This is a genomic window from Paraburkholderia sp. J94 (genome assembly GCF_905220285.1).
GTDB classification, from domain to species: Bacteria; Pseudomonadota; Gammaproteobacteria; order Burkholderiales; family Burkholderiaceae; genus Paraburkholderia; species Paraburkholderia tropica_A.
Window position 1 is genome coordinate 153,663 of record NZ_CAJMZH010000013.1, and the last position, 26,043, is coordinate 179,705.

Below are 26,043 nucleotides of genomic sequence, written 5' to 3' on the forward strand. Positions count from 1 at the left end.
CCGTTTCGATCGGCTTGTTCGCGTGGCCCGCGCTACGTGTCTCCGTCCGTGGGGAAGCATGGGATCTGTACGTACTTTACCCAACTGAAAACGCTGTAACCGGGGCGGAATTCAATCCATCTTTGAATTCTGGTTAAGGATGAATTCGCCCGGTGTTCTGGCGGTAAAACGAATTACGCGGCCAATAGCGCGAGTATCGAAGCGGGCGTGAAAGGAATGGTGCGAGGACGCACGCCGATGGCGTCGTACACGGCGCTCGCGAGCGCCGGAGGAATGACCGCGCAGGTGGGTTCGCCCGCGCCGACGGGCGGCTGATCGGGACGGTCGAGCAGCATCACGTCGACCTGCGAGGGCAGCTCGGGAAATTTCAGCAGGCGGTAAGTGAGCCAGTCGACGCTCGTGACCGCCGAGCGCGAGAAGTCCACCTGTTCGTACAGCGTGCGGCTGAGCGTCTGCACGACTTCGCCTTCGACCTGATTGCGCACGCCATCGGGATTCACGACGAGACCGCAATCGTGCGCCACCGTCACCTTGCCGATCTGAATCACGCCGGTCGCGCGATTCAATTCGATTTCGACGACAGCGGCCACGTAGGCGTGATTCGGTTCATAGCGCACGCAGGCCATGCCGCGTCCGCGCACGATATCCGCGCTCTGGCGCAACGAAAACAGCGGACGGCGTTGCCACGCGGCACGCTGTTCGACCGCGTGCAATACGGCCTGGGCGCGTGGATCGGAGAAATGGCGCAAACGGAATTCGAGCGGATCGGCATGCGCGGCCACGGCGAGCTCGTCCATGAACGACTCATTTGCATAGGTATGCTGAACACGTCCCGGTCCGCGCAGCCACGAAGGACGCAACGGCGTGCGCGTCGTGCGGTTGACCGCCACGCTCATGTTCGGCACGTCGTAAGGCGCGACCATGTTGAACTCCATGCCGCCCGCGTTGTTCGGCTCGTCGACCATCGCCGAGCCGCGCATGAGTTCGGCGGCGAGCAAGGGCACGTCCGCGTTGCCCGAGACGCGCCAGGGGACCCACGTCGTGTACTGCCACGCCGCGATGTTGCCCTGCGCGTCGAGCACGCCCGCCACGTCGGAGACCACGGGCGCGCCTTTCGGGTCCCAGCCGTGCTCGTCCTCGCGCATCCACTGCACGCGCACAGGCTTGCCCACGGCGCGCGAAAGCAGCGCGGCTTCGGCGGTCGCGTCCTCGTGGCCGTTGCGGCCATAGCAGCCCGCGCCTTCGACGTAGATGAGGCGCACGTCGGCTTTCGGGATCTTCATCATCGCGGCGATCTGGTCGCGCGTCATATGCGGCGCCTGCGTCGACGACCAGACCGTGAGCTTGCCGCCGCGCCAGTCGCCGATCGCGCACGACGGGCCGATCGAACCGTGTGTTTGCATCGGCCAGCAATAAGTCGCGCGAATCACCTTATCGGCGTGCTCGATGGTGGTGGTGGCCTGGCCGCGATCGAGCAACTGGCCGCGATCGTGAACAGGCAATGCGCGCACGACGTCGAACAGTTTGCTTTGCTCCGGCAGGCCCGACCATGCCGACCACTTCACACGCAAGGCGCGCGCGCTGCATATCGCCGACCACTCGTCGGTGGCGATGGCCGCGAGCAGATTGCCGATGCGCACGGTGCGCAGAAAGCCGGGCACCTGCTTCGCGTGCTGCTCGTCGACGTCGAGCAATTGCGCGCCATACGCAGCAGGATGAACGATGCGCGCGTGCACCATGCCGTCCACGTGGACGTCGTGCATGAACGTGAATTCGGCGAAGACTTTCGCGCGCACGTCGACGCGCTTGATCGGCTGGCCCACGACCTTATAGTGCTTCGGCGGCTTGAGCGCCGCCTTCGGGTCGAGATCGAGCGCGACGGGCTGGCTCGCGAGCAGCGTGTGATACGCGATGCCTTGCGTATCGCGCGTATCGCGAAAGACCTGGCCGCTGTCGAGGCGAACGTCGCCGGGCGCGATATGAAACACGCGCGCGGCGGCCGTGCGAATCGCCGCCGCCGCCGTGGCGGCCGCCTGGCGCAACTGAATGCCCGCGCCCTGAATCGACATCGAACCGTTGGTCGGCCCTTGATCGACGGTCATCGCAGTGTCGCCTTGCACGACGCGCACACGCTCGATCGGAAACTCCAGTTCTTCGACCACCATCTGCGCGAGCGCCGTGGTGTTGCCGGTGCCGAGATTGACCTTGCCCGTGTAGAGCGTGAGCGCGCCGTCGCTTTCGAGCACGAGAAATGCATCGACGCGCGCGGCGTCGAGCGTTTTCGCGCGCGCGATGGGCAAGGCGTTTTCATCGATGATTTCGTCTGGGATAGCAGGGGGCGAGCGTGTTGCATTCTGCGCGGGCGCGATACGCGCAAACGAAAAGCCGATGACGAGCGCCGCGCCCTGGCGCAGAAAATCGCGGCGCGAAAATTGAAGCGGTTCAGCGATCGACATTCACGCACCTCGTGCTTTGAGAATCGCGCGCACGATACGCATATGCGTTCCGCAGCGGCACAGATTGGATGCGAGCGCGTCCTTGATCTGCGCTTCGTCGGGATGCGGATTCGCGTTCAGCAGCGAACGCGCCGCAATCAGCATGCCGTTGATGCAGTAGCCGCACTGCACGGCCTGTTCGTCGATGAAGGCGGTTTGCAGCGGGTCGGGCGCGCTGGGCGTGCCCATGCCTTCGAGCGTCGTGATCTTGACGTGCGTGGCCGACGCCACCGGCATCACGCACGAGCGCCGCGCGCTTCCGTCGACGAGCACCGAGCAGGCGCCGCACTGACCGAGTCCGCAGCCGAAACGCGGACCCTTCAAGGACAGTTGATCGCGCAGCACGTAGAGCAGCGGCGTGTCGGGCGTGGCCTGCACGCGCACGGACTGGCCGTTGACGTGCAGGGTGAATTCGTCGGGCGTCGTGGCCGTCATGGTTGCGTTCCAGTTTGCTTGCGCAGCGTGTCGACCTCATGCGCGGCGACGGCCGGCGCGTGATTGCCCCAACTGTTGCGCGTGTAGGTGAGCACGTCCGCGATATCGGCGTTGCTGAGCGCCGCGCGGTGCGCGGGCATGGGATAGGGCGCGGGCTGGCCGTCGATCGTGAGATGCGGTGTGCCGTTGAGCGTGATGTTGATGAGCGAGAGCGGATCGTTTTCCAGCACATTAGGATTCCCGACCAACGGCGCGAGCCAGGGCGCGGTGCCGCTTCCGTTCGCGAGGTGACAGGCCACGCAAAAGTCGCGGTAGATTTGCGTGCCGTGAGCCATGGCGGCGGGATTGATTGCACTCGTCGTGCTGGCGTTTCGATTCTCCGCTTTCAACGACTTCAGATAGACCGCAATCGACGCGAGATCCTGATCGGACAAATACTGCGTGCTGTGATTGATCACCGAGGTCATCGGTCCGAATGCCGTGGCGTGCGCGTTCGCGCCGGTCTTCAGGAAGGTGGCGATATCGTCCGCGCTCCATGCGCCAATGCCGGTTCGGGCGTTCGCCGTGAGATTGGACGCGAACCAGCCATCGAGCGCCGCGCCCGAAAGGAAGGCCGCACCGTGCTCGTCGAGCGCGAGTTCCTGGAAGGCCGCGCCGCGCGGCGTGTGGCACGCGCTGCAATGGCCGAGGCCCTGAACCAGATAGGCGCCGCGATTCCATTCGACGCTCTGCCGCGTGTCGGGTGTATAGCGACGATCGTCGAGAAATAGCGTGTTCCAGAGCGTGAGCGGCCAGCGCATCGTGAGCGGCCACGGCATCGTGGCCGTGAGATTGGCGCGATGCACGGGCGGCACGCCGTGCATGAAATACGCGTAGAGCGCCGCGACATCGGCATCCGAGACCTTGCTGTACGAGGTATACGGCATCGCGGGATAGAGCGCGTGGCCGTCGCGCGCGACGCCTTCACGCAGCGCGCGGGCGAAATCGCGTTCCGTATATTGACCGATGCCGGTTTGCGGATCGGGCGTGATATTGGTCGAATAGATCGCGCCGATCGGCACGTTCATTTTCAGGCCGCCGGAAAAGGCCGGCGCGTTTTCCACCGAATGACACGCCGCGCAGTCGGCGGCCTGTGCGAGATAGCGGCCGCGCTCGATGAGTGTTGGCTCCGCTACGCGCGGCGCGGCGTACGCCATGCCGGCGCCGTTCAACAGCAACAGAACGACGAGAAGAAGTTTTCTCAAAGGCCATGTCCTCTTAGGGAAGTTCGCATTGCGCCTTTCTGGCCGCGACGACATGAAAACAGCCAAAGGCAAGATCGTTTCGACGCGCGATGGACAGACCGGCAAATTACCTAGATACTCTAGGTATATGTCGATGCGTCGTCAAGAGCACGTCGCGCGCGCCGTGCGGTAAAGTGACCGCATTCGCTCCGCACCTTTACTGCTATTTCTGGTGAAAACAGACAAATCGCTTTCAAGTCATATCGACTTGACCATTCTTGCCGCGCTCGACAAACACACGATGCACGGCTATGCGCTGATCACGCATCTGCGTGAGGTCAGCGAAGGCCTGTTCGATTTTCCCGAAGGCACGATTTATCCCGTGCTGCATGGCCTCGAACAGAAAGGCTTGATCGAAAGCGAGTGGGCGGTGTCCGAATCGGGCCGCAAGCGCCGCACTTATCGCATCACGGATGCCGGGCGCACGGAACTCGCTGGAAAGGCGGCGAAATGGGCCCGCTTTTCGAGTGCGATCGACCGCTTTCTGCGGCCTGTCACGCCGTCGAAAAAAGCATGAAGCATCCCGCGGTCGAAGCCTGGCTGGATGAAATTGGCGAGGCGCTGCAATTCGACGCGCACTACGCGCGCGATGTTTGCGACGAAATGGCCGATCATCTTTATGAATGCGTCGCGTCAGGCGATGAATTCGATTTGCGGGAATCGGCGTTGGATAGTCGCGCGGCGCAAACGGCCAAAGCCGATAATGCCGATAGAGCCGATTTAGCCGACGGAGCACTCGACAAATTGTTCGATCGATTCGGCCCGCCGCGCACACTCGCCGCGCAATTCGCGTCCACTTACGTCTTCCGCAAAATGCTGGCGTTGCTGGCCTGGGTATTCGGCGTGAGCGCGGGCGCGTATATGCTGGGTTTATTCGTCGGCGAAATGTCGTGGATCGGAGTGGGCTTGGCGTGCGTGTGCGCGCTCGCTGTTTTGCCGGTCGTGTGGCGCGCGAAGCGGACCACGACGCCCTCGCAGCAAGCGTACGCCGAACTCTGCATGCCGATGATGGCGTCGACCGCAGCGGTCCTGCTGCTCGGCGCCGCGTTGCTGGCGAGCGCCGCGTGGAAGGTCGAGCATTGCCGATCCACGCTGTGCATCGCGCTCGATGTTGCTGCCGCCGTGGTGTTGCTGTTGCGCTGGGCGATGCATCGGCGGCAAACCGCGCGCATGTGCGCGTTGTGGCGCAGCGTTTCACCGACGTAATCGGCACGGCATGGTCCGCCGGTTTCGTTACGGCCGTTTTCGTGCAATCCACCTACGTGATCCTTCATTCATGTTCAAACGTCTCGTGATCGCGGCGTCGTTGAGCGCGAGCGCGCTGCTCACCGGGCCCGCCACCGCGCAATCGGCGCCATTCGATTCCGCCCAGGACGGCGGCGCACCGCTTCATCGCGATCTCGTGCTGCCTTATTTGCTGCAATTGCCCGATGATTCGCTCAAGGCGGCGGAGCATGCGCCATTGATCATTCTGTTGCACGGCAGGGGCAGTAACGAAGCGGATCTGTTTTCGCTGCGCGACGCCTTGCCGAAGCAGTACGCGATCGTTTCGGCGCGTGCGCCTGGCGTGCTGGGCGACGACAGTTACGAGTGGTTCGAGAGCGTCGCGCCGAATGGGCGGCTCGACGGCGATCCCATTTCGCTGCGCCAAAGCACGGCGTCGATCGAACAATTGCGCCAGCAGTTGATCGACAAATATCACTTCGATCGGCGCCGTGTTTATCTTGTCGGCTTCAGCCAGGGCGCGATCATGTCGTACGAAGTCGCCTTGACGGACCCGAAGGCATTTCGCGGCATCGGCGTAATGAGCGGCGCGTTTTTCGATTCGCTCGCGCCGCATGTCAGTGCATCGCCGTCGCTCAAGCCATTGCGTATTTTCATTTCGCATGGCGACGCGGATACGGTGATTCCGGTCGCGTATGAACACGAGGCGGTGTCGCGATTGCAGGCGCTCGGACTGCGTCCCGAAGCGCATGTTTATCGCGGTATGTCGCATGAGATCCGTCCCGACGCTATGCGCGATCTCGTGGCGTGGCTCAACGCGCAGTGAACGCATCACACAACGAGCAACGAATGAAATGGAAAAGGTGCGCCGCATTGGGCGCACCTTTTTTCCGCTATGAATCAGCTTCAGCAAGCGATCAATGGTCGTGGCGAACTTGTGTCATGACGGCGTCGGCAGGCGTGCGCCGGCTCAGCAGCAACGTGACGACGGACGACACCGCGAGTGTTCCTGCTACGACGTAAAGCCCCGCTGCGTAGCTGCCCGTTTCGTTCTTGAGCCAGCCGATCACGGCCGGGCCGACGAAGCCGCCGAGGTTGCCGAGCGAATTGATCATGGCGATGCCCGCTGCAGCCCCTGCGCCCGAAAGAAACATGCTCGGCATGGCCCAGAGCGGCGCTTTCGCTGCGCTGATCCCCACGTTCACGATGACAAGCGCGCCGATGACGAACATCGCCGTCGTGGCCTGGCCCGCGAAAATAAATCCCACGCAGGCGAGCACGCACGGAATGATGACGTGCCACGTGCGTTCGCCGCTACGATCCGAACTGCGTGCCCAGAAAATCATGACGAGCACGGCGACGAGGCTCGGCACGCCGTTGAGCAAGCCGGTTTCGAACGCGGTAAAGCCGTATTGCCGAATGATGAGCGGCGCCCACAGACCGAGCGTATACAAACCGGCCGACGTGCCGAAATAAATCAGCGCGAGTGCGAGTACGCGAGGATCGCGCAGTGCGCTCAGCGCGCCCGCCGTGTGCCCCGCGTGGTTCTGGCGTTCGCTTGCTTCCTGATGAAGTTTCGCGATCAGCCAGGTGCGTTCGTCGTCGGCGAGCCACGTGGCCTGCTTCGGGCTGTCGGTCAAACGGCGCAGCACCACGAAGCCCAGCAATACCGCAGGCACCGCTTCGAGCACATAGAGCATTTGCCAGTCGGCGAGACCGAACACCGAGGGCAATTGCATGATCGCGCCCGAAAGCGGCGAGCCGATGGCGGTGGAGAGCGGTGCAGCGGCCATGAACCACGCAGCCGCCACTGCGCGCTGGCGCGACGGAAACCACAGGCTCAAATAGAGAATGATGCCGGGAAAGAATCCCGCTTCGGCCACGCCCAAAAGAAAACGCAGCACGTAAAAACTGGTCGGCCCGACGACGAAAGCCGAAATGCCCGACACGATGCCCCACGTAATCATGACGCGCGCAATCCAGATGCGTGCGCCGACGCGATGCAGAATCAGATTCGACGGGACTTCGCAAAGAAAATAACCGATGAAGAACAGACCGCCGCCCAATCCAAATGCACTCGGCGACAAACCGATGTCCTTGTTCATCGACAGCGCCGCAAAGCCGACATTGACGCGATCGAGAAAGCTGACGAAATACAGCAGCATGACGAATGGAATGATTCGCCACATGAGTTTGCGCGACACGCGCGCTTCGAGGTCGTGATGAGTCTGCATGTGTCTCCACCTTGGGGAAAGCGCCGGTTTGATTAGTCGAATGGTTGGGCGCCGTGAGTCAAATATCGGTCTCGCTAGATCATCTGTTGGACTGAATGTTGGCAAACGTCTGACGAACGCTGTGTGCAGCGGTCGTGCCGTGCGACGTGTCCGCGTCCTCAGTGATTGCTCGATGAGAGGCACTTTACCGAACCTGAAGTGCTGTAACCGGTGCTAGACTTAATCCATCATTAACCTGAATTCAAAGACTGCGCCGTGACTGAAGTGGTTTCTCCCGCCGATCTCGGCTTCTTTTCGACACTCGCGATTTGCGGCAGCCTGAGCGCGGCCGCGCGCGAATTAGGACTCACGCCCGCCGCCGTCAGCAAGCGCCTCACGCAGATGGAACAACGCGCGGGCGTCACGCTGATCAATCGCACCACGCGGCGCATGTTGCTCACGCCCGAAGGCGAGGTGTATCTGGAACACGCGCGGCGCATCCTCGATCAGGTCGAGGAATTGAGCGAACTGCTCGGCAGTTCGCGGCGCAGCCCAACCGGTTTGCTGCGCGTGAACGCGACGCTCGGTTTTGGGCGCAGCCATATCGCGCCGGCCATTTCGCGTTTCGTCGCGCGTTATCCGCAGGTGTCGGTGCAATTGCAGTTGTCCGTCACGCCGCCGCCATTTACCGACGACAGCTTCGACGTCTGCATTCGTTTCGGCGAACCGCCCGACGCGCGCGTGATTGCGCGTCGTCTCGCGCCGAACCGCAGGCTGTTGTGCGCTTCGCCGGTGTATCTGGCGAGGCACGGCACGCCTGCGTCGCCGCACGATCTCGCGCGTCACAACTGCATCGGCATTCGTCAGGGCGATGAGGCGTATGGTGTGTGGCGGCTCACGGCGGAGCGCGGGGCCAACGCGAAAAGCGAGGCGATACGCGTGAATGGCAATCTCACGACGAACGACGGCGAGATCGCGGTGAAGTGGGCGCTCGACGGCCACGGCATTCTGATGCGCGCGGAATGGGACGTGAAGGATTACATCGCGGACGGCCGCCTCGTGGTGGTGCTGCCCGACTACCGCACGCCGGGCGCGGACATCTACGCGGTGTATGCGCAGCGGCATCAGCTATCGACGCGTGTACGGGCCTTCGTCGATTTTCTGAGTGCGGAACTGGAGCGCGCGGGCGGCGCGTGAAGACGCCGCCACGTACGGCGATCAATTAGACGAAAACGGGACGCGGTGTCGATGCCGCGTCCCGTTTTTTTCGCCTCGGCGATGCGCGGCGAAGAGAATAGCCCTTGTTTTACGGTGCGACGTGGACCAGCGCCTGGCTCGCCTGCTCGGCGATCGGCGCATCGTTGGGCGGCACCGCCGTGCTGACGCCGATCGCGCCAATCACCTGACCGTCGAACACGATCGGCTCACCGCCGTTCATCATCGTGAGGCCTGCCGTGATAGCCGCCGGACGACCGCCATTGATCGCGGCTTCGAGTTTCTTCGTGGGCGCCTTGAACAGCGCGGCGGTGCGCGCCTTGCCGGTGGCGATATCGGCGAACGCAGCGGACGCGCCGTCCATGCGTTCGAGCAGCAGCAAATGCCCGCCCGCATCCACGATGGCGACCGCACCAGGCGTGCCGCGCAGCGTGGCGTCGCTCGTCGCATCGTTGGCGATGATGCGAGCGGCGGCCAGCGTGAGGACGTGAGTCGTCGGCAATTCGGCTGCATTCGGCGATGCGGCGAGCGCGGCACTGCTGGCGAGCGAAGCGGAGAGGGCGGCGGTGAGCGAAGCGGCGACGAGCGCGATGGCCCGGAAACGAAGGGACATGAACGTACCTTGGAAGTGGAGTTGGCTTGAACAGCGGAAGGGCTGAACGCGGCGCGCGAATGGACGAAAACCCGGACACAACACGGATTTGACACCCGGGCGCAACACCAGCGATCAGCAATGACAAACGAAAACAACGAAATGAATCCTGAAACGCGCACCGTGCCTTTCTAGCATGCTGCCGCAGCAAGAGAGTTTGAAATTCGAGCCACGAGATATTAACAACATAAAAGTCTGGCGCGGCAGATGAAAATAGTTTCATGTGAAGTTGTCACGATCAATCGAGTCGCGCCACGGCACGAGACGCCGATGCCACGCCGCCACACGCGTTGCGGTGAATCGTCCGCCCAGCACCGCTTTGCGCGATTACGCCGTGAATGAAGCGCGATTCATCTGCGCGCGGTGACTTCCTTCATTCATGAATGGCAGGAAAAGTTGGTTTTACTTTTCCTCAATCTACGCGAATGCGTCGTGTATAGAATCCGCCCGGCTCGGATTTTTCCCCGAACGAGCACATTCTCCGCAATCGGCGACTGCGTCACTCCGGGCGTGATCAGCAACATCGTCAACAGGAAGGCGGAGAAGGGGGCATTCATGTTGAAGGCGTTTTTCGATGAAGAAGTGGCTTGTCGTCTTGTTGTGCGGTGCCGGTCCCATGATCGCGCACGCCCAGTCGTCCGTGACGCTGTACGGTACGGTCGATGAAGGCCTGCAATATCTCACGCACTCGAGCAGCAACGGGCATGCCGAAATTGGTCTGCAATCGGGCAATGCCATTCCTTCGCTATTCGGCATCAAGGGATCGGAGGATCTGGGCAGCGGCCGCAAAGCCTACTTCGACCTCGAAAGCGGTTATGTCGTCAATACGGGGCAGCAGGCCGATTCGAGTTCTTTCTTCAATCGTTACGCGTTCGTTGGGATCGAAGATCCCACGTGGGGATCGATTGAACTTGGCCGTCAATGGAATCTGATGTTCCAGGCGCTGCTCGATTTCGACGCGACGAGCATGGCGCAATATTCGCTGCTCTCGACGAATCTGTTTCCGGCGCAATCGGACTGGCCGAGCAATGCGGTCAAATATCGCTCGCCGGTTGTCGATGGCATGAGCGCGAGCGCCGAATATTCATTTGGGCAGCAGATTGCCGGCGATTCGCGCGATCTACGAAGACACGCGCGGTGAAGTCGATACCACGACGGGCATTTCCGAGGCGAATCGCGTGGAGCGACGCGCAACCGTCGCGGCCAAATATCGTTTCGACCGGCTCGCGCTGATGGGCGGCTACGCAAATATTTCCGGCGATCTCGGCCTGAGTCCGCGCGGCAATCTGTATTGGGCCGGGGCGACTTATGCGGTGTCGTCGAACACGCATCTGCTTGGCGAAGTGATGCATCACACCATGTTCGACGGTCGCGGCGAACCGACGTGGCTGATTCTCGGCGGCCAATACAACTTGTCGGCGCGCACGTTTCTCTATTCGTTCGTCGGCGTGCTCGACAACCACGGCGCGGATACCGTCAGCCTCAACGCGCTCGATTCGACGCAACCCTATGGCATGAGCCAGACGGGCGTGCAGGTCGGCATCAACCATTCCTTTTGAGCATCGCATGAAATCTCCTGGTATTACGCCCGGCCGCCGGGCATTTCTGCGCGGCGTCGCGGCAGCAGCGCCCGCCGCCGCCGTGGCGAGCGCGGGCGTGCTCGCGCCGGTGATCAAGGCGGCGGGCGCGTCGGCGACCGCATCTTCGCAGCCCGTCTATTTCAACGAAGCGGAATGGACCACGCTCTGCGCGCTCACGGACCGTCTGATTCCCGCCGATGCGCTCGGCCCCGGCGCACTCGAAGCCGGCGTTCCGGGCTTTATCGACAAGCAGATGATGCTGCCGTATGGCTTCGGCAAGCTCTGGTACATGCACGGTCCGTTTGTCGCCGATGCGCCGCCGCAGATGGGTTATCAATTGCCGTATGGTCCGCGCGATCTCTATCGCAAGGGGCTGCAAGGATTGGACGCGGCGGTGATGCAGGCACACGGCAAACCCTTCGCGCAACTCGACGACGCCACGAAAGATCGCGTGCTGACGTCGCTCGAACACGGCCAATTGCCGATGGGTGAAATACCCGGCCCGGTGTTCTTCGACCAATTGCTGAAGAACACGCGCGAAGGCTATTTCAGCGACCCGGTTCACGGCGGCAACAAGGACATGGGTGCGTGGAAGATGATCAATTTCCCCGGCGCGCGTGCCGACTATATGGACGCGGTCGAGCAATACGGCAAGCCGTATCGCTTGCCGCCGGTGTCCATCGGCTGAGCGAAGCAGGTGTTCATGCCGCCGAATTCGAATCGTTACGCCCCCGCCATTAGCGCCGCCATTAGCGCGATCGCGCATTCAATATCGAGTATCAAATGATGGACAAGAAGGCCGACAGGAAAATGAAGCCGACCGACGTGGTGATCGTCGGATTCGGCTGGACCGGCGCCATTCTCGCAAAGGAATTGACCGAAGCCGGATTGCGCGTGGTGGCGCTCGAACGCGGGGAATCTCGCGACACCTATCCCGATGGCGCGTATCCGAAGACCATCGACGAGCTGACGTATATCCAGCGCGGAAAACTCTTTCAGGATATGTCGAAGTCGAGCTTCACCTTCCGGCATTCCACAAAGGATACGGCCTTGCCTTATCGGCAGATTGGCGCATTCAAACCTGGGACGGGCGTGGGCGGCGCGGGGCTGCACTGGTCGGGACAGCATTGGCGCGTGCATCCCGAGGAATTGAAAATGGCGAGCCATTATCGCGAGAAGTACGGCGCGAAATTCATTCCCGAAGGCATGCAGTTGCAGGATTATGGCGTGAGCTACGACGAGCTCGAACCGCACTTCACGTTTTCCGAGCAGATGATGGGCACGTCGGGGCAGGCGTATCGCGTGAATGGCAAGATCGTCGGCAATGGCAATCCGTTCGAGGCGAATCGTTCCGCCGATTTTCCGACGCCCGCGCAGAAAGTCCCGTATACGGCGCATATTTTCGAGCAGGCCGCGCGCGCGGCGGGCTTTCAACCGTTTCGCGAACCGTCCGCGAATGCGTCGGTGCCGTACACGAATCAATACGGCTGCACGATGGGTCCGTGCAATTTCTGCGGATTCTGTTCGGGTTTCGCGTGCTTCAATTATTCGAAAGCCTCGCCGCAAGTTTCGATCATGCCCGCGCTGGTGCGCTCGCCCTTATTCGAATTGCGCGCGAACAGCAATGTCCTGAAGATCAATCTCGATCACACCGGGCGTAAAGCCACCGGCGTGACGTATGTCGATGCACAGGGCGTGCTGATCGAGCAACCCGCCGATATCGTGATCGCGGCCACATTCGCCTATAACAACGCGCATCTGTTTCTGCTCTCGGGCATTGGCAAGCCGTTCGATCCGCAAACGGGCGAGGGCGTCGTGGGGCGCAACGTGTCCTATCAAACCGTGTCGACCGTGCAGGTCTATTTCGACAAGCAAACCGAGACGAATAACTTTATCGGCTCGGGCGGCAATGCCATGGCCTGCGATGAATACAACGCCGACAACTTCGATCATGCGGGGCTCGGCTTCGTGGGCGGCTCGCCGATCTGGTGCAATCCGGCCGGCGTGAAGCCGATTGCGAACGTACCGTTGCCACCGGGCACGCCGAAGTGGGGCGCACGCTGGAAACAGGCCGTGGTGGACAGCTACAACCATTATGTCGAGATTATTTGCCACGGCTCGAATATGGTCTATCGCGCGAATTACCTCGATCTCGATCCGACCTATCGCGACGCATTCGGTCAGCCGCTGCTGCGCTTCACGTTCAACTGGCAGGACAACGATATCCGCATGAGCCAGTACGTGACGAAGCAGGCGGAGCGTATCGCGCGGGAAATGAATCCGCGCGCCATGCACTCGGATGTCATGCAATTCGGGCAGGCGTTCGATTTGCGTCCGTATCAGACCACGCACTGGTCGGGCGGCGTGCCGATGGGCACCGACCCGCGCACGAGCGCGCTCAATCGCTATTGCCAGAGCTGGGATGTGCCGAATGTATTCGCGGCGGGTTCGGGCGTGTTTGCAAATGGCATTGGCTACAACCCGACGGGGCTCGTTTGCGCGCTCGCCTACTGGACGGCGCGCGCGATTCGCGAGCAATACCTGAAGAATCCCGGCCACCTGATGACGGCATGAAGACGATGAAGCTTATCAAGTATTGGCTCATGCTGGTCGCGTGCGGCGCGGCGGCGATGGGCACGGCACACGCGGCGGCATCCGCGACGTCGAACGACGCCGATGCCGCCTTGATTGCGCGCGGCGAATACCTCGCGCACGCGGGCGATTGCATGGCCTGTCACACCGCGAAGAACGGCAAGCCTTTTGCGGGCGGTTTGCCGCTCGCCACGCCGATGGGCCGCATTTACGCGACCAATATCACGCCGGATCGTCAAACCGGTATTGGCGACTGGACCTATGACGATTTCGCGCGCCTGATGCGCACGGGCCAGACGCGCGAGGGTTACACGGTTTATCCGGCCATGCCGTATCCCTCGTATTCGCGCGTCAACGATGCGGATATGCACGCGCTTTACGCGTATTTCCACGAAGGCGTTGCGCCCGTGGATCAGCCCAATCGCGCCAATGAGATTCCGTGGCCGTTGTCGATGCGCTGGCCGCTCAGGCTCTGGGCGTGGGCATTCGCGCCGCGTCCGCAACCGTTCACGCCGACGACGCTCGATAGCCCTTCGGTCTCGCTCGGCCGCTATCTGGTGGAAGGTCTCGGCCATTGCGGCAGTTGCCATACGGCGCGCGGCGTGGCGCTGGAGGAGAAGGCGCTGACCGATGCGGACGGCCTCGATTATCTCGAAGGCGGTTCAGTGATCGACGGTTGGGTCGCCCCGTCGTTGCGCGGCGATAACCGTGGCGGTCTCGGCGGATGGAGCGAAGCCGATATCGTCGCGTTCCTCAAGACGGGCCGCACGACGCAGACCGTGTCGTTCGGCGCGATGAACGACGTGATCGTGAATTCGACGCAGCATATGAACGATACCGATCTCAAGAGCATCGCGCTGTATTTGCGTTCGCTAGCGCCCGCGCATAATCGCGCGCCTTACGTGAAGGACGATCGCGTCGCGCTGCAAATGCGCGATCAGCAAGTGCCGAACGAAGGCGCGCAAATCTATCTCGATCGCTGCGCGGCGTGTCATCGCGCCGATGGCTCGGGTGCGGGCGTGGCGTTTCCGGCGCTCGCGGGCAATCCGGTTTTGCAGACGCAAGACCCGACTTCGGCGATTCATATCGTGCTCTCAGGCGGGCGTCAGCCCTCGACGCAAAACGCGCCTTCTGCATTCACGATGGGGCCGCTCGGCGACGTGCTGAACGACGAACAGGTGGCGTCGGTCGTCACGTTCATTGAAACAGCGTGGGGCAATAAAGGCGGCACTGCTTCGGCGAACGACGTCAAGCGCATTCGTGAAAACGCAGTGCCGGTGGAAGCGCAAAGCGTCGTGCCCGCGCAGCCGCAATTGCATCACGCTGCGCCGCGCGCGCCGGCATCGGGCGCGAGTGCGGGATTGAGCGGCGGTTGAGCGACGTTTGGATACGCGTCGAATGAGATTGAGAACTCCGGTCGCCGATGATTCCGGCGATCGAATTAACGGAGAAATCGCATGAACCAGTTCATGACGAAATGGGCCGCGGCCAGCGCCGTGTGCAGCTTTGTGCTGCTCAATGGCGCGGCGGCGCAGGCGGCGATGCCTGAACTCGATGCGAGCGCGCCGGTTGCTGCAGTCAACGCAGCTTCAAATGCTGCAAACCAAACCGCAGTGAAGCCCGCGCATGCGGCCCCGATCCTGCTCTCGACCGAGCCCGCCCCGCCGAATACGACCGATGACGTGCTGATCGCAGAGAACCTGATTCCGTTCCAGAACGTCTGGGCCGACGATCACGGCCGCACGCACGTGAGCCATTGCGTGCTCAAAGGTTTGAAGCTGCACGGCTTCGCGCCGCCCGCCGCGCCGTATTACATGGGCGTCGCGCCCGAGGACATTCAAAGCATCGTGTATTCGGTCTTGCCGGTCGGCTGGTATGGCGATTGGCATCACGCGCCGGGTCCGCAATGGGTGATCGATTTGTCGGGCGAATGGGAAATCAAAACCGCCGACGGCACGACGCTGCGTCAGGGCCCCGGACAGATTCAATTTAATTCCGATCAGGGTGCGTTTGCCGAAAAGGCGGGCGATCCCGTCGGCCACACGGCGCGCCAGGTCGGCGATGCGCCGGACGTGCGCGTCATCATCACGCTCAAGAAGAAGCCCGGCAAGCATTACGACAATCAGGCCTGCGTGCTTTGATTGAAACGCGCCGTCATTCCATTTCAAATTGTGAGGTAAGCCATGCATATTCTCGTGACCGGCGCGACTGCCGGATTCGGCCTCGCGATCGCGAAAGCGCTCGTGGCGGATGGACATACGGTGACGGGCACGGGGCGCCGCGCCGAGCGTCTCGCGCAGATCGCCGCTGAACTCGGTCCGCGTTTCATCGGGCGCGAACTCGACGTGACGCAGCGCGGCGCTGTGCAAAACGTGTTCGCAGAAATCGAGGAAGAGGTCGGCCCGATCGATGGGCTCGTCAATAACGCGGGTCTCGCGCTGGGTCTCGATTCGGCCGACAAGGCGTCGCTCGACGATTGGGACGACATGATCGACACGAATATCAAGGGGCTCGTCTATTGCACGCATGCGGTGCTCAAGGGCATGGTTGCGCGCGATCGCGGCTGGATCGTGAATCTCGGCTCGACGGCGGGCACCTATCCGTATCCGGGCGGCAATGTGTACGGCGCGACGAAAGCATTCGTGCATCAATTCAGCCTGAATCTGCGTGCGGATCTGGTCGGCAAGAACGTGCGCGTGTGCTCGATCGAACCGGGCTTGTGCGGCGGCACCGAATTTTCGACGACGCGTTTCAAGGGCGATAGCGCGCAAGCCGACAAGGTCTACGAAGGCACCGATCCGATCACCGCCGACGATCTGGCGAACACTATTCGCTGGCTGATCTCGCTGCCCGAGCACGTCAATATCAACGCCATCGAAATGATGCCGACCTGCCAGGCGCCTGGTCCGCTTGCGGTCAAGCGGCGCGGTTAAGCGCCTGATAGGCACGAACCTCTTTTTAACGGAGCAATAACGTGAGCGAATCCAGAAAGTATGTGGTGATGGCCGAATTCCGCTTGCTGCCGGGCAAGCGCGAGGCGTTCCTCGAAGCGGCCCACGCCGACGCGCGCGATTCCATGGCGAACGAATCCGGTTGCAGTGCGTTCGACGTGCTGTTGACCGAAGGCGATGAAAACCTGGTGGTTTTCCACGAAGTCTATGCGGATCGTTCCGCCTATGAGTGGCATACGCGCACGCCGCATTTCGCGACCTTCAAAGCCGCCGCCGCGCCGCTGCTCGACGGCGAGCGCACGGTGCGCTTCTTTCAGCGTCACGCCTGACGCGCGAGCACAGGATTTCACACTGACCCAGGTGTGAATATGCGAGGACGACCAGCCTCGTATTTTTAAGGGCCTTGGCCGCCGGAACCCGGCCAAGGCTTCTTTTTTTTCGCAATCAAATTGTGAATCGCGCGCGCAATGCGCACACCGCGATCATGCAGGTCGATGAGTCGCGTGTTTATTCGACGTCGAATGGATCGGAATCCTGATCGAATTCCGCGCCGACGGTAGGTGACCGATAATATTGGCTGGGCACCACGCCCATGATCCGTCGAAAGACCGCTGAAAACGCGCTCGCGGAATCGTAGCCCAGATCGAATGCAATCGACGTGACCGGCTCGCCGCTGGCGAGGCGCGGCAGCGCCGCGAGCACGCGCATATGCTGACGCCATTGCGTAAACGACATGCCGACCTGCGCCTGAAATAGCCGCGCCAACGTGCGCGCCGACATGTTCAATGCGCTGGCCCATTGATCGAGCGTCCGCGCGTCGGCGGGCGTGGCCGCGAGCGCGGCATGGAGCGGCTGAAGCCGCTGGTCGGTGAACGCGGGGACTTTCAACGGCCGCGCGCGCGACCATTCGATTTCCGCCAGGGCGAGCGCGGTGATCTGTCCGTCGCGGCCGTCGACGTTGTACTCCACGGGCATCTCCACGGCCCTCAGAATGAGTTCCTTCAGCAGCGTGGAAACTTCGATCGTGCAGGGCACGGGGGGCGCATTCGCGGGAATCGCATCGGGCGCGATATAGAACGTTCTGACCGAGGTGGCCGTCTTGAAGTGCACCTCGTGCTCGCAGTCGGGCGGAATCCACACGGCGCGATGCGGCGACGCGATCCACGACACGCCGCCGGTCTTCACTTCCATGACGCCGACCGGCGCGTAGAGCAACTGCGCACGCGGATGCCGATGCCACGCGCTCACGCTGCCGCGCGCGAACTCCTTCGCCATGGCGCCGACCGGACGCGAAATCGTTTGATAGTCATCCCGGTTGGAACTCTTTGCCATGCTGCGTGTGTGTCCGATTCGCTGCTGAAGTTGGCCAATCCGATGTGGCCGGTGCGGAGCGCACATTTTAAACTTGGCGCGATATCGCTGCCGTGGACGCCGCCTGAACAGAAAGCGCGCGCGCAGTTCAACCGCGCTTCAACATGCTCATCATGACGAATACCGATCAGCCCCAGAAGGATCCCCTCCATACCGAGCGTTTGTTTTCCTACGGCACGCTCCAGCTCGAACCGGTTCAGCTCGCCACTTTCGGCCGCAAGCTCGACGCGCAGCCCGACGAGATGCCGGGCTTCTCGCTCACGATGGTCAAGATCGACGACCCCGAAGTGGTCGCGACGAGCGGCAAGACGCATCACCCGGTGGTCGCCTATACCGGCAATCCCGCCGACCGCGTGACGGGCGCCGTGTTCGCGATCACCGCGCAGGAACTCGCCCACGCGGACGATTACGAAGTCGCCGCGTACCGGCGCGATCGCGTCACGCTCGCGTCCGGCGTCGCGGCGTGGGTCTACGTCGACGCCAACTCGCCGCGCCAGCCCTAGCCGCGCGCGGCCGCGCCGATATCGCGCGCTTCCAGCACCGCGTGCGGCGCGCCGTGCCGCGCGACCGCGAGCATCGCCTGGCCCATGTCGGCGGTCGTCACCAGCTTGTCGCCGAGCGCGACGCGCAGCAGCGGCCAGAGCGGCTTCATCAGCACATAGAGCGCGTGATAGAGGCGCGTTTTCGAGCGGATGCCGTCGAGCGGCTCGATCGCGCCGGGCCGGAACAGATACACCGCGCGAAAGCCCGCGCGTTGCAGCGCGTTTTCGGTGCGGCCCTTCACGCGCGCCCACATGCTGCGGCCATGCTCGCTGCTGTCGGTGCCCGCGCCCGAGACGTAGACGAAGGTCATCGCGGGATTCAGCCGGGCGAGCGTGCCCGCGACCGACATCGTGAGGTCATAGCTCACGCGCGCGTATTCCACCTCCGACATGCCGACCGACGACACGCCGAGGCAGAAGAAGCAGGCGTCGTAGCCCGTGAGTTCGGCTTCGACGGCGTGGTTGGCGTCTGGATTCGCAAGATCGGCGAGCACGGTTTCGCGTAGCTTGGGATCGCGCACGCCGGTTTCGCGGCGGCCGACCACGCGCACCTCTTCGACATCGGCGGCGCGCAGGCATTCGCGCAAAACGCCCTGGCCGACCATGCCGGTCGCGCCGTAAATCAGCACTTTCATGTTGCGTCCTCGGGACGGAAGGTTGGATCAGCGTATCGATGAGCGTATCGATGAGCGGCGGGACGCGTCCCAGAACTGTCCCGCGCGCTCAGACGGACGATGCGCGCCGGGCTCAGTCGCGCGGCATGGCAGGAATCGGGTCGATGTGACCGAAATCGGTCGCCAGCGAGATGGCGCGCCAGCGCTCGCCTTCGGCGGCGCGCGCGGCGTCGAAGGCGTTCGCGTATTGCAGTGCGTCGCTGCCCAGCAGCAGATGCGCGGGCGGATTCGCGTGGCGCGTCAGTTGCAGCACGACCTGCGCCACGCGCGCGGGATCGCCGCATTCGTGGCCCAGGTGCTCCTCCAGCCGCTTCGCCAGCACGCCGATCGAGGGCGCGTAGTCGGGCAGCAGCGCCGGAATCCGGCTGGCGGCCTCGCTGCCCCAATCGGTCGCCATGCCGCCCGGTTCGAGCGCCGTCATGTGAATGCCGATGGGCGCGAGTTCCTGGCGCAGCACTTCGGTGAATCCGCCCACCGCCCATTTCGCCGACTGGTAGGCGGCGAGCCCCGCCACGCCCAGCCGTCCGCCCACCGACGAGACGTGCAGGATATGCCCGGACCGCTGCGCGCGCATCGCCGGCAGCACGGCGCGCGTGACGTTCGCCACGCCGAAGAAGTTGGTGTCGATCTGCGCGCGGAAATCGTCCTCGGGACTTTGCTCGAAGGGCGCGATATGGCCGAAGCCCGCGTTATTGACGAGCACGTCGATACGCCCGAACGCATCGAGCGCGCGCTGCACGGCCTCGCGGGCCGCCGCCGGATCGACGACATCGAGCGGCGCGGTTTTTACGCGGTCGCCGTAACGCGCCACGAGATCGCCGAGCCGCTGCGGATCGCGCGCGGTGGCGAGCACGCGTTCGCCCGCATCCAGCGCGGTTTCGACGATATGACGGCCGAGGCCGCGCGCGCTGCCGGTGACAAGCCAGACTTTGGACATGATCAGTTTCTTCCTCGTTGAATATGAGCGAGTACTCACTCATTAAAAAGACAAAAAAACGCACGCTCAGGCGTGCGCGACGGCGTTCCAGAAGGCGTTGAAACCCGCGTCCAGATAGCGGTTGCGCTGCGTGGGTTCGCGGACGATGAAATCCATGGTGGTCTCCGCGAGCGCGCCCATGATCGCGGACGCGAACGCGGCGGAGTGGCCTTGCAGATGCCCGCTGGCGATGCAGTGTTCGATCAGCGTGCCGGTTTCGGCGAAGGCCTGCATGCCGGCCGCGCGGACCTGATCGGTGATGCGTTCGGACGCGCTGAGCACGAGCATGACCTTGCGCTTGTGCGGATTGGCGACGCCCCAGTCGACGTAGCGCCGCCACAGATGCTGCGCGCGCTCGCGCAGGCTCGCGTTGCGCGGGAAGTCGGGCACGAGCGCCTCGCGCAACTCGCTCTTGAGCGCGAGATAGAGCGCGTTGAGCAGCTCGTCCTTGTTCTCGAAGTAGGTGAAAAGCGTGCCTTCGGCGACGCCCGCCGTCTTCGCGATCCTGGCCGTGGGCGCGCCGAGCCCTTGCTCCGCGATGACCTCGACGGCGGCGGCAAGAATGGCGTTGCGTTTGTCTTCGCTTTTCGGGCGGGCCATGGTGAAGGCGTTTGACGTGAATAGCTGAGTGATTACTCAATCATAAAGCGGGGCGGCGATCTGAGCAAGCGGTTTGCATCGCGAATCTCGTCTAGTCAACTTTGTGCATGCCTCGGCCGAAGGCTTTCTATTGGCTGTCGTTTTGCCCCGTACTGGGGCAAGCATCCGACGAATGCACGTCTTTGCGCCCCTTGGAGCGCCTCGCGTGCTTGGGGCATACCCCAGGGAAGGGGGATTTTTGGGAAATCCGCTTGCATCAATTATTTTGTTCCCGCATCTTGTCTAGACAACACGCGAGGCGACAAAGCCTTGCGAGCCGTTTCGGTGTTTCGCAAATCAAAGGAGTGTCGAGATGCAGTCGAAGTACAGCAAGTTGGCCAAGGGATTGATCGGTGCTGCCATCGGCACGGCCCTGTTTGGCGGCGCGGCGCAGGCGAAGGACGTGACGATCGCGCTCGAAGGCGGTTACGCGCCCTGGAACATGACGCTGCCGGGCGGCAAGCTCGGTGGCTTCGAGCCCGAGCTTGTCGCGAATCTGTGCGCCCGCGCGCAGCTCAAGTGCAATCTCGTGGCGCAGGACTGGGACGGAATGATTCCGGGCCTCCAGGCTGGAAAGTTCGATGTCCTGATGGATGCGATTTCGATCACGCCCGAGCGCGAGAAGATCATCGCGTTCTCGAAGCCGTATGCGTCCACGCCGGCGACCTTCGCGGTGACCGACACGAAGATCCTGCCGAAGGCGGCCCCGACCTCGGCGGCGCTCAAGCTCGACACCGACGCGAAGTCGAACGCGCCCGCCGTGCAGGCGCTGCGCACGGCGCTCAAGGGCAAGACCATCGGCATCCAGTCGGGCACGGTGTACACGCGCTTCATCAACGAGAACTTCAAGGACGTTGCCTCGATCCGCGTCTACAAGACCTCGCCGGAACGCGATCTCGACCTGTCCAACGGCCGCATCGACGCGTCCTTCGACGACGTGACCTACTACGCCGCGAACGCCGACAAGAAAGAAGCCGTGCCCACCGTCACGGCCGGCCCGAAGATCGGTGGCCCGATCTGGGGTCCGGGCGAGGGCCTCGCGTTCCGCAAGCAGGACGCCGACCTGAAGGCGAAGTTCGACGCGGCGATCACGGCGGCGATTGCCGACGGCACCGTGAAGAAGCTCTCGGAGAAGTGGTTCAAGACCGACGTGACGCCCTGAGCGGCGCGCATCGCGTGAGCGCGCGCGACCGTCCGGTCCGGTGTGAACGGCGGTTGTCGCGCGGTGGGTTTCGCAGGCTTGCTTGAGGTGGCGTGATGGCTCTTTTCCAAATGCTCGGTTTCGGGACCGAAGGCTGGGGCGGTGTGCTCCTGCTCGGCGCGCTCATGACGGTGGTGCTGACGATCGCGGCGCTCGCGATCGGCGCGGTGTTCGGCGCGCTGGTGGCGGCCGCCAAGCTCTCGCGCTTTCGCACGGCGCGCGTGATCGGCGACTTCTACACGACGGTGTTTCGCGGCGTGCCGGAACTGCTCGTCATCTATCTGTTTTATTTCGGCGGCTCGTCGCTGGTGTCCTCGATCGGGCAGTGGTTCGGCGCGGACGGCTTCATCGGCGTGCCGCCGTTCGTGATCGGCGCATTCGCGGTGGGCATGATTTCCGGCGCGTATCAGGCCGAGGTTTACCGCGCCGCCGTGCAGGCGGTGTCGCGCGGCGAACTCGAAGCTGCGCGCGCGATCGGCATGCCCACGCTCACGATGGCGCGCCGCATCCTGATTCCTCAGGTGCTTCGTTTCGCATTGCCAGGTATCGGCAATGTCTGGCAATTGAGCCTCAAGGATTCCGCGCTGATCTCGGTGACCGGTCTCGTCGAGTTGCTGCGCGCGAGCCAGGTGGCGGCGGGATCGACGCATCAGTATTTCCTGTTCTTCGTCGTGGGCGGCGCACTGTATCTCGCGATGACGGGTGTATCGAACCGCGTGTTCGGCCGGGCGGAGGCGATTGTCGGCCGCTCCTTCAAGCGCAACTTCGCGCGCAACTGACGCCAGAGCGGCCCCATCATGCAAATCGACTTCGACTTTCTTCTCGACACCACGCGCCAGTTGATCGCGGCGGTGCCGGTCACGCTGGGCCTGTTCTTCGCCTCGCTCGTGATCGGCGGGCTGCTGTCGCTCGTGATCGTCACGATGCGCGTCTCGCCGCACTGGCTGCCCAATCGCTTCGCGCGTGCGTACATCCTCGTGTTTCGCGGCTCGCCGCTGCTGATCCAGATGTTTCTCGTCTATTACGGGCTCGGCCAGTTCGGCGTGATCCGTGAAAGTTTTCTGTGGCCCGTGCTGCGCGAGCCCTATGTGTGCGCCGTGCTTTCGCTCGCGCTGTGCACGGCGGGCTACACGGCCGAGATCATTCGCGGCGGCCTGATGGCGGTGCCGGTCGGGCAGATCGAGGCGGGCTATGCGGTCGGTCTTTCGGGCTTCTCGCTGCTGCGCCGCGTGATTGCCCCGATCGCGCTGCGCCAGTGTCTGCCCGCGTATTCGACTGAAGCGGTGCTGCTCGTGAAGTCGACGGCGCTCGCGAGCCTCGTCACCGTGTGGGAAGTCACCGGCGTCGCGCAGCAAATCATTCAGCAGACCTATCGGACCACTGAAGTGTTCGCTTGCGCCGCGCTGATCTATCTGTGCCTGAATTTCCTCGTGGTTCGCCTGATCGGGCTGCTGGAGCGCCGCCTGTCGCGCCATCTGCGCGCCGCGCCCGTGTCTGCCCGCCGTACCGCCACGCAACTCGAAACCCGTCGCGCCGCTTCGTGAGCGGCGCATCCCCCCGGAGAAACGTATGAACGCATCCGCACCGGTCGCCCTGTCCGTGAAGAACATTCACAAGTCGTTCGGCGACCATCACGTCCTCAAGGGCATTTCGCTCGACGCCCACGAAGGCGATGTGATTTCGATTCTCGGCGCGAGCGGATCGGGCAAGAGCACCTTCCTGCGCTGCCTGAATCTGCTCGAAATGCCCGATGACGGTTCCGTGGCGCTCGGCGGCGAAGCGCTGAAAATGAAGCGCCGCCGCGACGGCAAACTGCAACCCGAGGACCGCCGCCAGGTGGACCGCGTGCGCTCGCAGCTGGGCATGGTGTTTCAGAACTTCAATCTCTGGTCGCACATGACCGTGCTCGAAAACCTCATCGAAGGGCCGATGCGCGTGCTCAAGCGCACGCGCGCGGAATCGATCGAGGAAGCCGAGGCGCTGCTCGCCAAGGTCGGTCTCGCCGACAAGCGTGCGCACTATCCGGCCCATCTGTCCGGTGGCCAGCAGCAGCGCGTGGCCATCGCGCGCGCACTCGCGATGCATCCGAAGGTGATGTTGTTCGACGAGCCGACGTCGGCGCTCGATCCCGAACTCGTGGGCGAAGTGCTGCGTGTGATGCGCGCGCTCGCCGACGAGGGCCGCACGATGCTCGTCGTCACCCACGAAATGGGTTTCGCGAAACATGTGTCGAATCGCGTGATGTTCCTGCATCAAGGCCAGGTCGATTCGGACGGCACGCCCGACGAGGTATTCGGCGAACACAAGTCGGAACGCTTCCGCCAGTTCGTGTCGAGCCACCAGGACCGCAACGCTCACTGATTCCCGGACCGAGTTCATCATGTCAGTCATCCGTTCCACGCGCCCGTTGGACTGGCGCGAAATCTGCGCCGTCGCCGCGGGCGCGCCGCTCGAATTGGCACCCGACGCGCGCGAGCGCATCGGCGCCGCGCGTGCTCTGGTCGAGCAGATCATCACCCGCAATATCCGCGCGTATGGCGTGAACACGGGGGTCGGCGCGCTGTGCGACGTGGTCGTGTCGCCCGCCGAACAGCACGCGCTGTCGCACAACATTCTGATGAGCCACGCGGTGGGCGTGGGCGAGCCGCTGGGCGCGCAGGAAACGCGCGCGATCATGGCCGCCGCCATCAACAACTACGCGCATGGGCATTCGGGCGTGCGCGTCGAACTCGTCGAGCGGCTCGTGGCGCTGCTCGAAGCCGATTGCCTGCCCGAAGTGCCGGCGCTCGGTTCGGTCGGTTATCTGAGTCACATGGCGCATATCGCGCTCGTGTGCGTGGGCGCAGGTCACGCGCGCTGGCGCGGCGAGCGGCTGAGCGGCGCCGAAGCGTTGCGGCGGCTCGGACTCGAACCGCTGTCGCTGCAGGCGAAGGAGGGTTTGAGCCTCGTGAACGGCACGCCGTGCGTGACGGGGCTCGCGGCGCTCGCGCTGCAACGCGCGCACTGGCTGCTCGATTGGGCCGACGCGGTCGCCGCGATGAGCTTCGAAAATCTCGGCGGGCAGATGGCGGCGTTCGACGCGGGCTCGCTGGCGTTTCGCGTTTCGCCGGGCCTCGCGCGAGTCGGCGCTCGCATGCGCGCGGCGCTCGCGGGCAGCGGCCTGCTGGCGGCGGCGCTCGGGCGGCGCACTCAGGATCCGCTCAGCATGCGGACGATTCCGCACGTGCACGGCGCGGCGCGCGACGTGCTGGCCGCGACGGCGGAAGTGGTGAATCGCGAACTCGCGTCGACGACCGACAATCCGATTGTCGTTGGGACACCTGATGAACCTCGCGTGTATTCGCAGGCGCACGCGGTGGGCGCGTCGATCGCGCTGGCGATGGACAGCCTCGCCGCCGCTGTCGCGCAGGTCGCGGCGATGGCGGAGCGGCGTCTGGACCGCCTCGTGAATCCGCTCGTGAGCGGACTGCCCGCGTTCCTCGCGCAAGCGAGCGGCACGCGTTCGGGCTTCATGATCGCGCAGTACACGGCGGCCGCGCTGGTCGCGCAGAACCGCCGCGAAGCCGCGCCCGCGAGCCTCGACGGCGGGGTGACGTCCGGCTTGCAGGAAGATCATCTGTGTCACGCGACGCCCGCTGCGCTCAAGGCGCTCGCGGTCATCGAAAACAGCAGCCGCATTGTCGGCATCGAACTGCTGGCGGCGGCGCAGGCCTACGATCTGCAGCCGCTCGCGGCGGCGCGCGCGCCGTACACGGAAGCGCTCTATACGCAGGTGCGCGGCGTGCTGCCGACCTATTGCGACGACCGCCCGCTTGCGGAAGACATGACGCTGGCCTTCCACCTGATCGCCGATGGCGGACCGCCGCCGCTGCCCGATCCGTTCGATTTGCCGTCGACGCCCGAGCGCTGGACGCCCGCGCCGGTCGAGCCCGTCGCAGGCGCGGGCGCGGCGTCCGCCAACGATGCGATGCCGGGCGTGGTCGGCAGCTGAACGCGGTTC

General features: G+C 63.5%; 27 protein-coding genes. 18 read left to right on the forward strand and 9 right to left on the reverse strand.

Translation table 11 applies throughout. The features are described from left to right. Nucleotides 1-173: 173 nt before the first annotated feature. The 3 genes from U4Y88_RS26410 to U4Y88_RS26420 are packed head-to-tail and all read right to left on the reverse strand — an operon-like array spanning nt 174 to nt 4,126. Nucleotides 174-2,456: a xanthine dehydrogenase family protein molybdopterin-binding subunit gene (locus U4Y88_RS26410; protein WP_321787442.1), complete on the reverse strand. Its 2,283-nt coding sequence runs from the start codon at nt 2,454-2,456 to the stop codon at nt 174-176. After that, a complete protein-coding gene (locus U4Y88_RS26415; RefSeq protein WP_321787444.1) occupies nt 2,457-2,930 on the reverse strand; it encodes a (2Fe-2S)-binding protein in 474 nt (157 codons plus the stop codon). Next, nucleotides 2,927-4,126, reverse strand: coding sequence for a cytochrome c (locus U4Y88_RS26420; RefSeq protein WP_321787540.1), 1,200 nt, complete (start codon nt 4,124-4,126; stop codon nt 2,927-2,929). The genes U4Y88_RS26415 and U4Y88_RS26420 overlap by 4 nt, the downstream gene beginning before the upstream one ends. A 295-nt stretch (nt 4,127-4,421) precedes the next feature. On the opposite strand from U4Y88_RS26420, the gene U4Y88_RS26425 reads away from it, so the two are divergent. The 3 genes from U4Y88_RS26425 (at nt 4,422) to U4Y88_RS26435 (ending at nt 6,263) form a co-directional block, all read left to right on the forward strand. Continuing rightward, a complete protein-coding gene (locus U4Y88_RS26425; protein ID WP_321787446.1) occupies nt 4,422-4,730 on the forward strand; it encodes a helix-turn-helix transcriptional regulator in 309 nt (102 codons plus the stop codon). Further along, nucleotides 4,727-5,419 carry a hypothetical protein gene (locus U4Y88_RS26430; protein WP_321787448.1) on the forward strand — a complete coding sequence of 231 codons (693 nt, stop codon included), beginning with the start codon at nt 4,727-4,729 and terminating at the stop codon, nt 5,417-5,419. The genes U4Y88_RS26425 and U4Y88_RS26430 overlap by 4 nt, the downstream gene beginning before the upstream one ends. 70 nt (nt 5,420-5,489) lie before the next feature. Beyond that, nucleotides 5,490-6,263: an alpha/beta hydrolase gene (locus U4Y88_RS26435; RefSeq protein ID WP_321787450.1), complete on the forward strand. Its 774-nt coding sequence runs from the start codon at nt 5,490-5,492 to the stop codon at nt 6,261-6,263. Between the two features lie 91 nt (nt 6,264-6,354). Here U4Y88_RS26435 and U4Y88_RS26440 read toward each other — a convergent pair whose 3' ends face one another. Then, entirely contained in the window at nt 6,355-7,671 is a 1,317-nt protein-coding gene (locus U4Y88_RS26440) for an MFS transporter (RefSeq protein ID WP_224015076.1), read from the reverse strand. A 255-nt stretch (nt 7,672-7,926) separates the two neighbouring features. Between U4Y88_RS26440 and U4Y88_RS26445 the strand changes: the two genes are divergently transcribed. Further along, nucleotides 7,927-8,847, forward strand: a complete 921-nt coding sequence (locus U4Y88_RS26445; protein ID WP_065057441.1) for a LysR family transcriptional regulator — start codon at nt 7,927-7,929, stop codon at nt 8,845-8,847. 109 nt (nt 8,848-8,956) lie between these two features. Here U4Y88_RS26445 and U4Y88_RS26450 read toward each other — a convergent pair whose 3' ends face one another. Next, on the reverse strand, nt 8,957-9,478 hold the full coding sequence (locus tag U4Y88_RS26450; RefSeq protein WP_321787452.1) for a heme-binding protein: 522 nt from the start codon (nt 9,476-9,478) through the stop codon (nt 8,957-8,959). Between the two features lie 613 nt (nt 9,479-10,091). On the opposite strand from U4Y88_RS26450, the gene U4Y88_RS26455 reads away from it, so the two are divergent. The 8 genes from U4Y88_RS26455 (at nt 10,092) to U4Y88_RS26490 (ending at nt 16,969) form a co-directional block, all read left to right on the forward strand. Then, nucleotides 10,092-10,658, forward strand: a complete 567-nt coding sequence (locus tag U4Y88_RS26455; protein WP_321787454.1) for a porin — start codon at nt 10,092-10,094, stop codon at nt 10,656-10,658. After that, complete coding sequence (locus U4Y88_RS26460) at nt 10,618-11,076, forward strand: porin (RefSeq protein WP_321787542.1); 459 nt, start codon at nt 10,618-10,620, stop codon at nt 11,074-11,076. Before U4Y88_RS26455 ends, U4Y88_RS26460 begins: the two co-directional genes overlap by 41 nt. A 7-nt stretch (nt 11,077-11,083) precedes the next feature. Beyond that, nucleotides 11,084-11,785, forward strand: a complete 702-nt coding sequence (locus U4Y88_RS26465; protein WP_224015070.1) for a gluconate 2-dehydrogenase subunit 3 family protein — start codon at nt 11,084-11,086, stop codon at nt 11,783-11,785. Nucleotides 11,786-11,883: 98 nt separating this feature from the next. After that, nucleotides 11,884-13,671, forward strand: coding sequence for a GMC family oxidoreductase (locus U4Y88_RS26470; protein WP_231957393.1), 1,788 nt, complete (start codon nt 11,884-11,886; stop codon nt 13,669-13,671). A 5-nt stretch (nt 13,672-13,676) separates the two neighbouring features. Continuing rightward, on the forward strand, nt 13,677-15,065 hold the full coding sequence (locus tag U4Y88_RS26475) for a cytochrome c (RefSeq protein WP_321787456.1): 1,389 nt from the start codon (nt 13,677-13,679) through the stop codon (nt 15,063-15,065). A gap of 81 nt (nt 15,066-15,146) precedes the next feature. Next, nucleotides 15,147-15,830 carry a hypothetical protein gene (locus U4Y88_RS26480; protein ID WP_321787458.1) on the forward strand — a complete coding sequence of 228 codons (684 nt, stop codon included), beginning with the start codon at nt 15,147-15,149 and terminating at the stop codon, nt 15,828-15,830. 42 nt (nt 15,831-15,872) lie between these two features. After that, a complete protein-coding gene (locus U4Y88_RS26485) occupies nt 15,873-16,622 on the forward strand; it encodes an SDR family NAD(P)-dependent oxidoreductase (protein WP_321787459.1) in 750 nt (249 codons plus the stop codon). Between the two features lie 41 nt (nt 16,623-16,663). After that, nucleotides 16,664-16,969: a putative quinol monooxygenase gene (locus tag U4Y88_RS26490; protein WP_065057435.1), complete on the forward strand. Its 306-nt coding sequence runs from the start codon at nt 16,664-16,666 to the stop codon at nt 16,967-16,969. A gap of 178 nt (nt 16,970-17,147) precedes the next feature. Here U4Y88_RS26490 and U4Y88_RS26495 read toward each other — a convergent pair whose 3' ends face one another. Continuing rightward, entirely contained in the window at nt 17,148-17,972 is an 825-nt protein-coding gene (locus tag U4Y88_RS26495; protein WP_321787461.1) for a helix-turn-helix transcriptional regulator, read from the reverse strand. A gap of 143 nt (nt 17,973-18,115) precedes the next feature. Between U4Y88_RS26495 and U4Y88_RS26500 the strand changes: the two genes are divergently transcribed. Then, entirely contained in the window at nt 18,116-18,514 is a 399-nt protein-coding gene (locus U4Y88_RS26500; RefSeq protein ID WP_321787463.1) for a gamma-glutamylcyclotransferase family protein, read from the forward strand. On the opposite strand, the gene U4Y88_RS26505 is transcribed toward U4Y88_RS26500, so the two are convergent. From U4Y88_RS26505 to U4Y88_RS26515, 3 genes are all read right to left on the reverse strand, one after another. Continuing rightward, nucleotides 18,511-19,188 (reverse strand): NAD-dependent epimerase/dehydratase family protein, encoded by a 678-nt coding sequence (locus U4Y88_RS26505; protein WP_321787465.1) that lies wholly within the window; start codon nt 19,186-19,188, stop codon nt 18,511-18,513. The genes U4Y88_RS26500 and U4Y88_RS26505 overlap by 4 nt on opposite strands. Nucleotides 19,189-19,300: 112 nt before the next feature. Further along, nucleotides 19,301-20,164, reverse strand: a complete 864-nt coding sequence (locus U4Y88_RS26510; protein ID WP_321787467.1) for an SDR family NAD(P)-dependent oxidoreductase — start codon at nt 20,162-20,164, stop codon at nt 19,301-19,303. Nucleotides 20,165-20,230: 66 nt separating this feature from the next. After that, complete coding sequence (locus tag U4Y88_RS26515; protein ID WP_321787468.1) at nt 20,231-20,803, reverse strand: TetR/AcrR family transcriptional regulator; 573 nt, start codon at nt 20,801-20,803, stop codon at nt 20,231-20,233. A 352-nt stretch (nt 20,804-21,155) separates the two neighbouring features. On the opposite strand from U4Y88_RS26515, the gene U4Y88_RS26520 reads away from it, so the two are divergent. The 5 genes from U4Y88_RS26520 to U4Y88_RS26540 all read left to right on the forward strand — a co-directional run bounded on the left by U4Y88_RS26520 (nt 21,156) and on the right by U4Y88_RS26540 (nt 26,034). Next, nucleotides 21,156-22,004: a transporter substrate-binding domain-containing protein gene (locus U4Y88_RS26520; RefSeq protein WP_224015052.1), complete on the forward strand. Its 849-nt coding sequence runs from the start codon at nt 21,156-21,158 to the stop codon at nt 22,002-22,004. Nucleotides 22,005-22,099: 95 nt separating this feature from the next. After that, nucleotides 22,100-22,822: an ABC transporter permease gene (locus tag U4Y88_RS26525; protein WP_224015050.1), complete on the forward strand. Its 723-nt coding sequence runs from the start codon at nt 22,100-22,102 to the stop codon at nt 22,820-22,822. 18 nt (nt 22,823-22,840) lie between these two features. Continuing rightward, a complete protein-coding gene (locus U4Y88_RS26530) occupies nt 22,841-23,587 on the forward strand; it encodes an ABC transporter permease (RefSeq protein ID WP_224015048.1) in 747 nt (248 codons plus the stop codon). A gap of 25 nt (nt 23,588-23,612) precedes the next feature. Beyond that, nucleotides 23,613-24,404: an ABC transporter ATP-binding protein gene (locus tag U4Y88_RS26535; protein WP_224015045.1), complete on the forward strand. Its 792-nt coding sequence runs from the start codon at nt 23,613-23,615 to the stop codon at nt 24,402-24,404. A 19-nt stretch (nt 24,405-24,423) separates the two neighbouring features. Continuing rightward, nucleotides 24,424-26,034, forward strand: a complete 1,611-nt coding sequence (locus U4Y88_RS26540; protein ID WP_224015044.1) for an HAL/PAL/TAL family ammonia-lyase — start codon at nt 24,424-24,426, stop codon at nt 26,032-26,034. Nucleotides 26,035-26,043 lie beyond the last annotated feature (9 nt).

Excerpts from the sequence above, each read along its gene's own strand:
- U4Y88_RS26450 (WP_321787452.1), bottom strand. The coding sequence starts at position 9,478 with ATGTCCCTTCGTTTCCGGGCCATCGCGCTCGTCGCCGCTTCGCTCACC.
- U4Y88_RS26435 (WP_321787450.1), top strand. The coding sequence starts at position 5,490 with ATGTTCAAACGTCTCGTGATCGCGGCGTCGTTGAGCGCGAGCGCGCTG.
- U4Y88_RS26530 (WP_224015048.1), top strand. The coding sequence starts at position 22,841 with ATGCAAATCGACTTCGACTTTCTTCTCGACACCACGCGCCAGTTGATC.
- U4Y88_RS26540 (WP_224015044.1), top strand. The coding sequence starts at position 24,424 with ATGTCAGTCATCCGTTCCACGCGCCCGTTGGACTGGCGCGAAATCTGC.
- U4Y88_RS26440 (WP_224015076.1), bottom strand. The coding sequence starts at position 7,671 with ATGCAGACTCATCACGACCTCGAAGCGCGCGTGTCGCGCAAACTCATG.
- U4Y88_RS26415 (WP_321787444.1), bottom strand. The coding sequence starts at position 2,930 with ATGACGGCCACGACGCCCGACGAATTCACCCTGCACGTCAACGGCCAG.
- U4Y88_RS26465 (WP_224015070.1), top strand. The coding sequence starts at position 11,084 with ATGAAATCTCCTGGTATTACGCCCGGCCGCCGGGCATTTCTGCGCGGC.
- U4Y88_RS26455 (WP_321787454.1), top strand. The coding sequence starts at position 10,092 with ATGAAGAAGTGGCTTGTCGTCTTGTTGTGCGGTGCCGGTCCCATGATC.
- U4Y88_RS26520 (WP_224015052.1), top strand. The coding sequence starts at position 21,156 with ATGCAGTCGAAGTACAGCAAGTTGGCCAAGGGATTGATCGGTGCTGCC.
- U4Y88_RS26510 (WP_321787467.1), bottom strand. The coding sequence starts at position 20,164 with ATGTCCAAAGTCTGGCTTGTCACCGGCAGCGCGCGCGGCCTCGGCCGT.
- U4Y88_RS26525 (WP_224015050.1), top strand. The coding sequence starts at position 22,100 with ATGGCTCTTTTCCAAATGCTCGGTTTCGGGACCGAAGGCTGGGGCGGT.
- U4Y88_RS26495 (WP_321787461.1), bottom strand. The coding sequence starts at position 17,972 with ATGGCAAAGAGTTCCAACCGGGATGACTATCAAACGATTTCGCGTCCG.
- U4Y88_RS26505 (WP_321787465.1), bottom strand. The coding sequence starts at position 19,188 with ATGAAAGTGCTGATTTACGGCGCGACCGGCATGGTCGGCCAGGGCGTT.
- U4Y88_RS26480 (WP_321787458.1), top strand. The coding sequence starts at position 15,147 with ATGAACCAGTTCATGACGAAATGGGCCGCGGCCAGCGCCGTGTGCAGC.
- U4Y88_RS26515 (WP_321787468.1), bottom strand. The coding sequence starts at position 20,803 with ATGGCCCGCCCGAAAAGCGAAGACAAACGCAACGCCATTCTTGCCGCC.
- U4Y88_RS26430 (WP_321787448.1), top strand. The coding sequence starts at position 4,727 with ATGAAGCATCCCGCGGTCGAAGCCTGGCTGGATGAAATTGGCGAGGCG.
- U4Y88_RS26485 (WP_321787459.1), top strand. The coding sequence starts at position 15,873 with ATGCATATTCTCGTGACCGGCGCGACTGCCGGATTCGGCCTCGCGATC.
- U4Y88_RS26500 (WP_321787463.1), top strand. The coding sequence starts at position 18,116 with ATGCTCATCATGACGAATACCGATCAGCCCCAGAAGGATCCCCTCCAT.
- U4Y88_RS26475 (WP_321787456.1), top strand. The coding sequence starts at position 13,677 with ATGAAGCTTATCAAGTATTGGCTCATGCTGGTCGCGTGCGGCGCGGCG.
- U4Y88_RS26410 (WP_321787442.1), bottom strand. The coding sequence starts at position 2,456 with ATGTCGATCGCTGAACCGCTTCAATTTTCGCGCCGCGATTTTCTGCGC.
- U4Y88_RS26535 (WP_224015045.1), top strand. The coding sequence starts at position 23,613 with ATGAACGCATCCGCACCGGTCGCCCTGTCCGTGAAGAACATTCACAAG.
- U4Y88_RS26420 (WP_321787540.1), bottom strand. The coding sequence starts at position 4,126 with ATGGCGTACGCCGCGCCGCGCGTAGCGGAGCCAACACTCATCGAGCGC.
- U4Y88_RS26470 (WP_231957393.1), top strand. The coding sequence starts at position 11,884 with ATGGACAAGAAGGCCGACAGGAAAATGAAGCCGACCGACGTGGTGATC.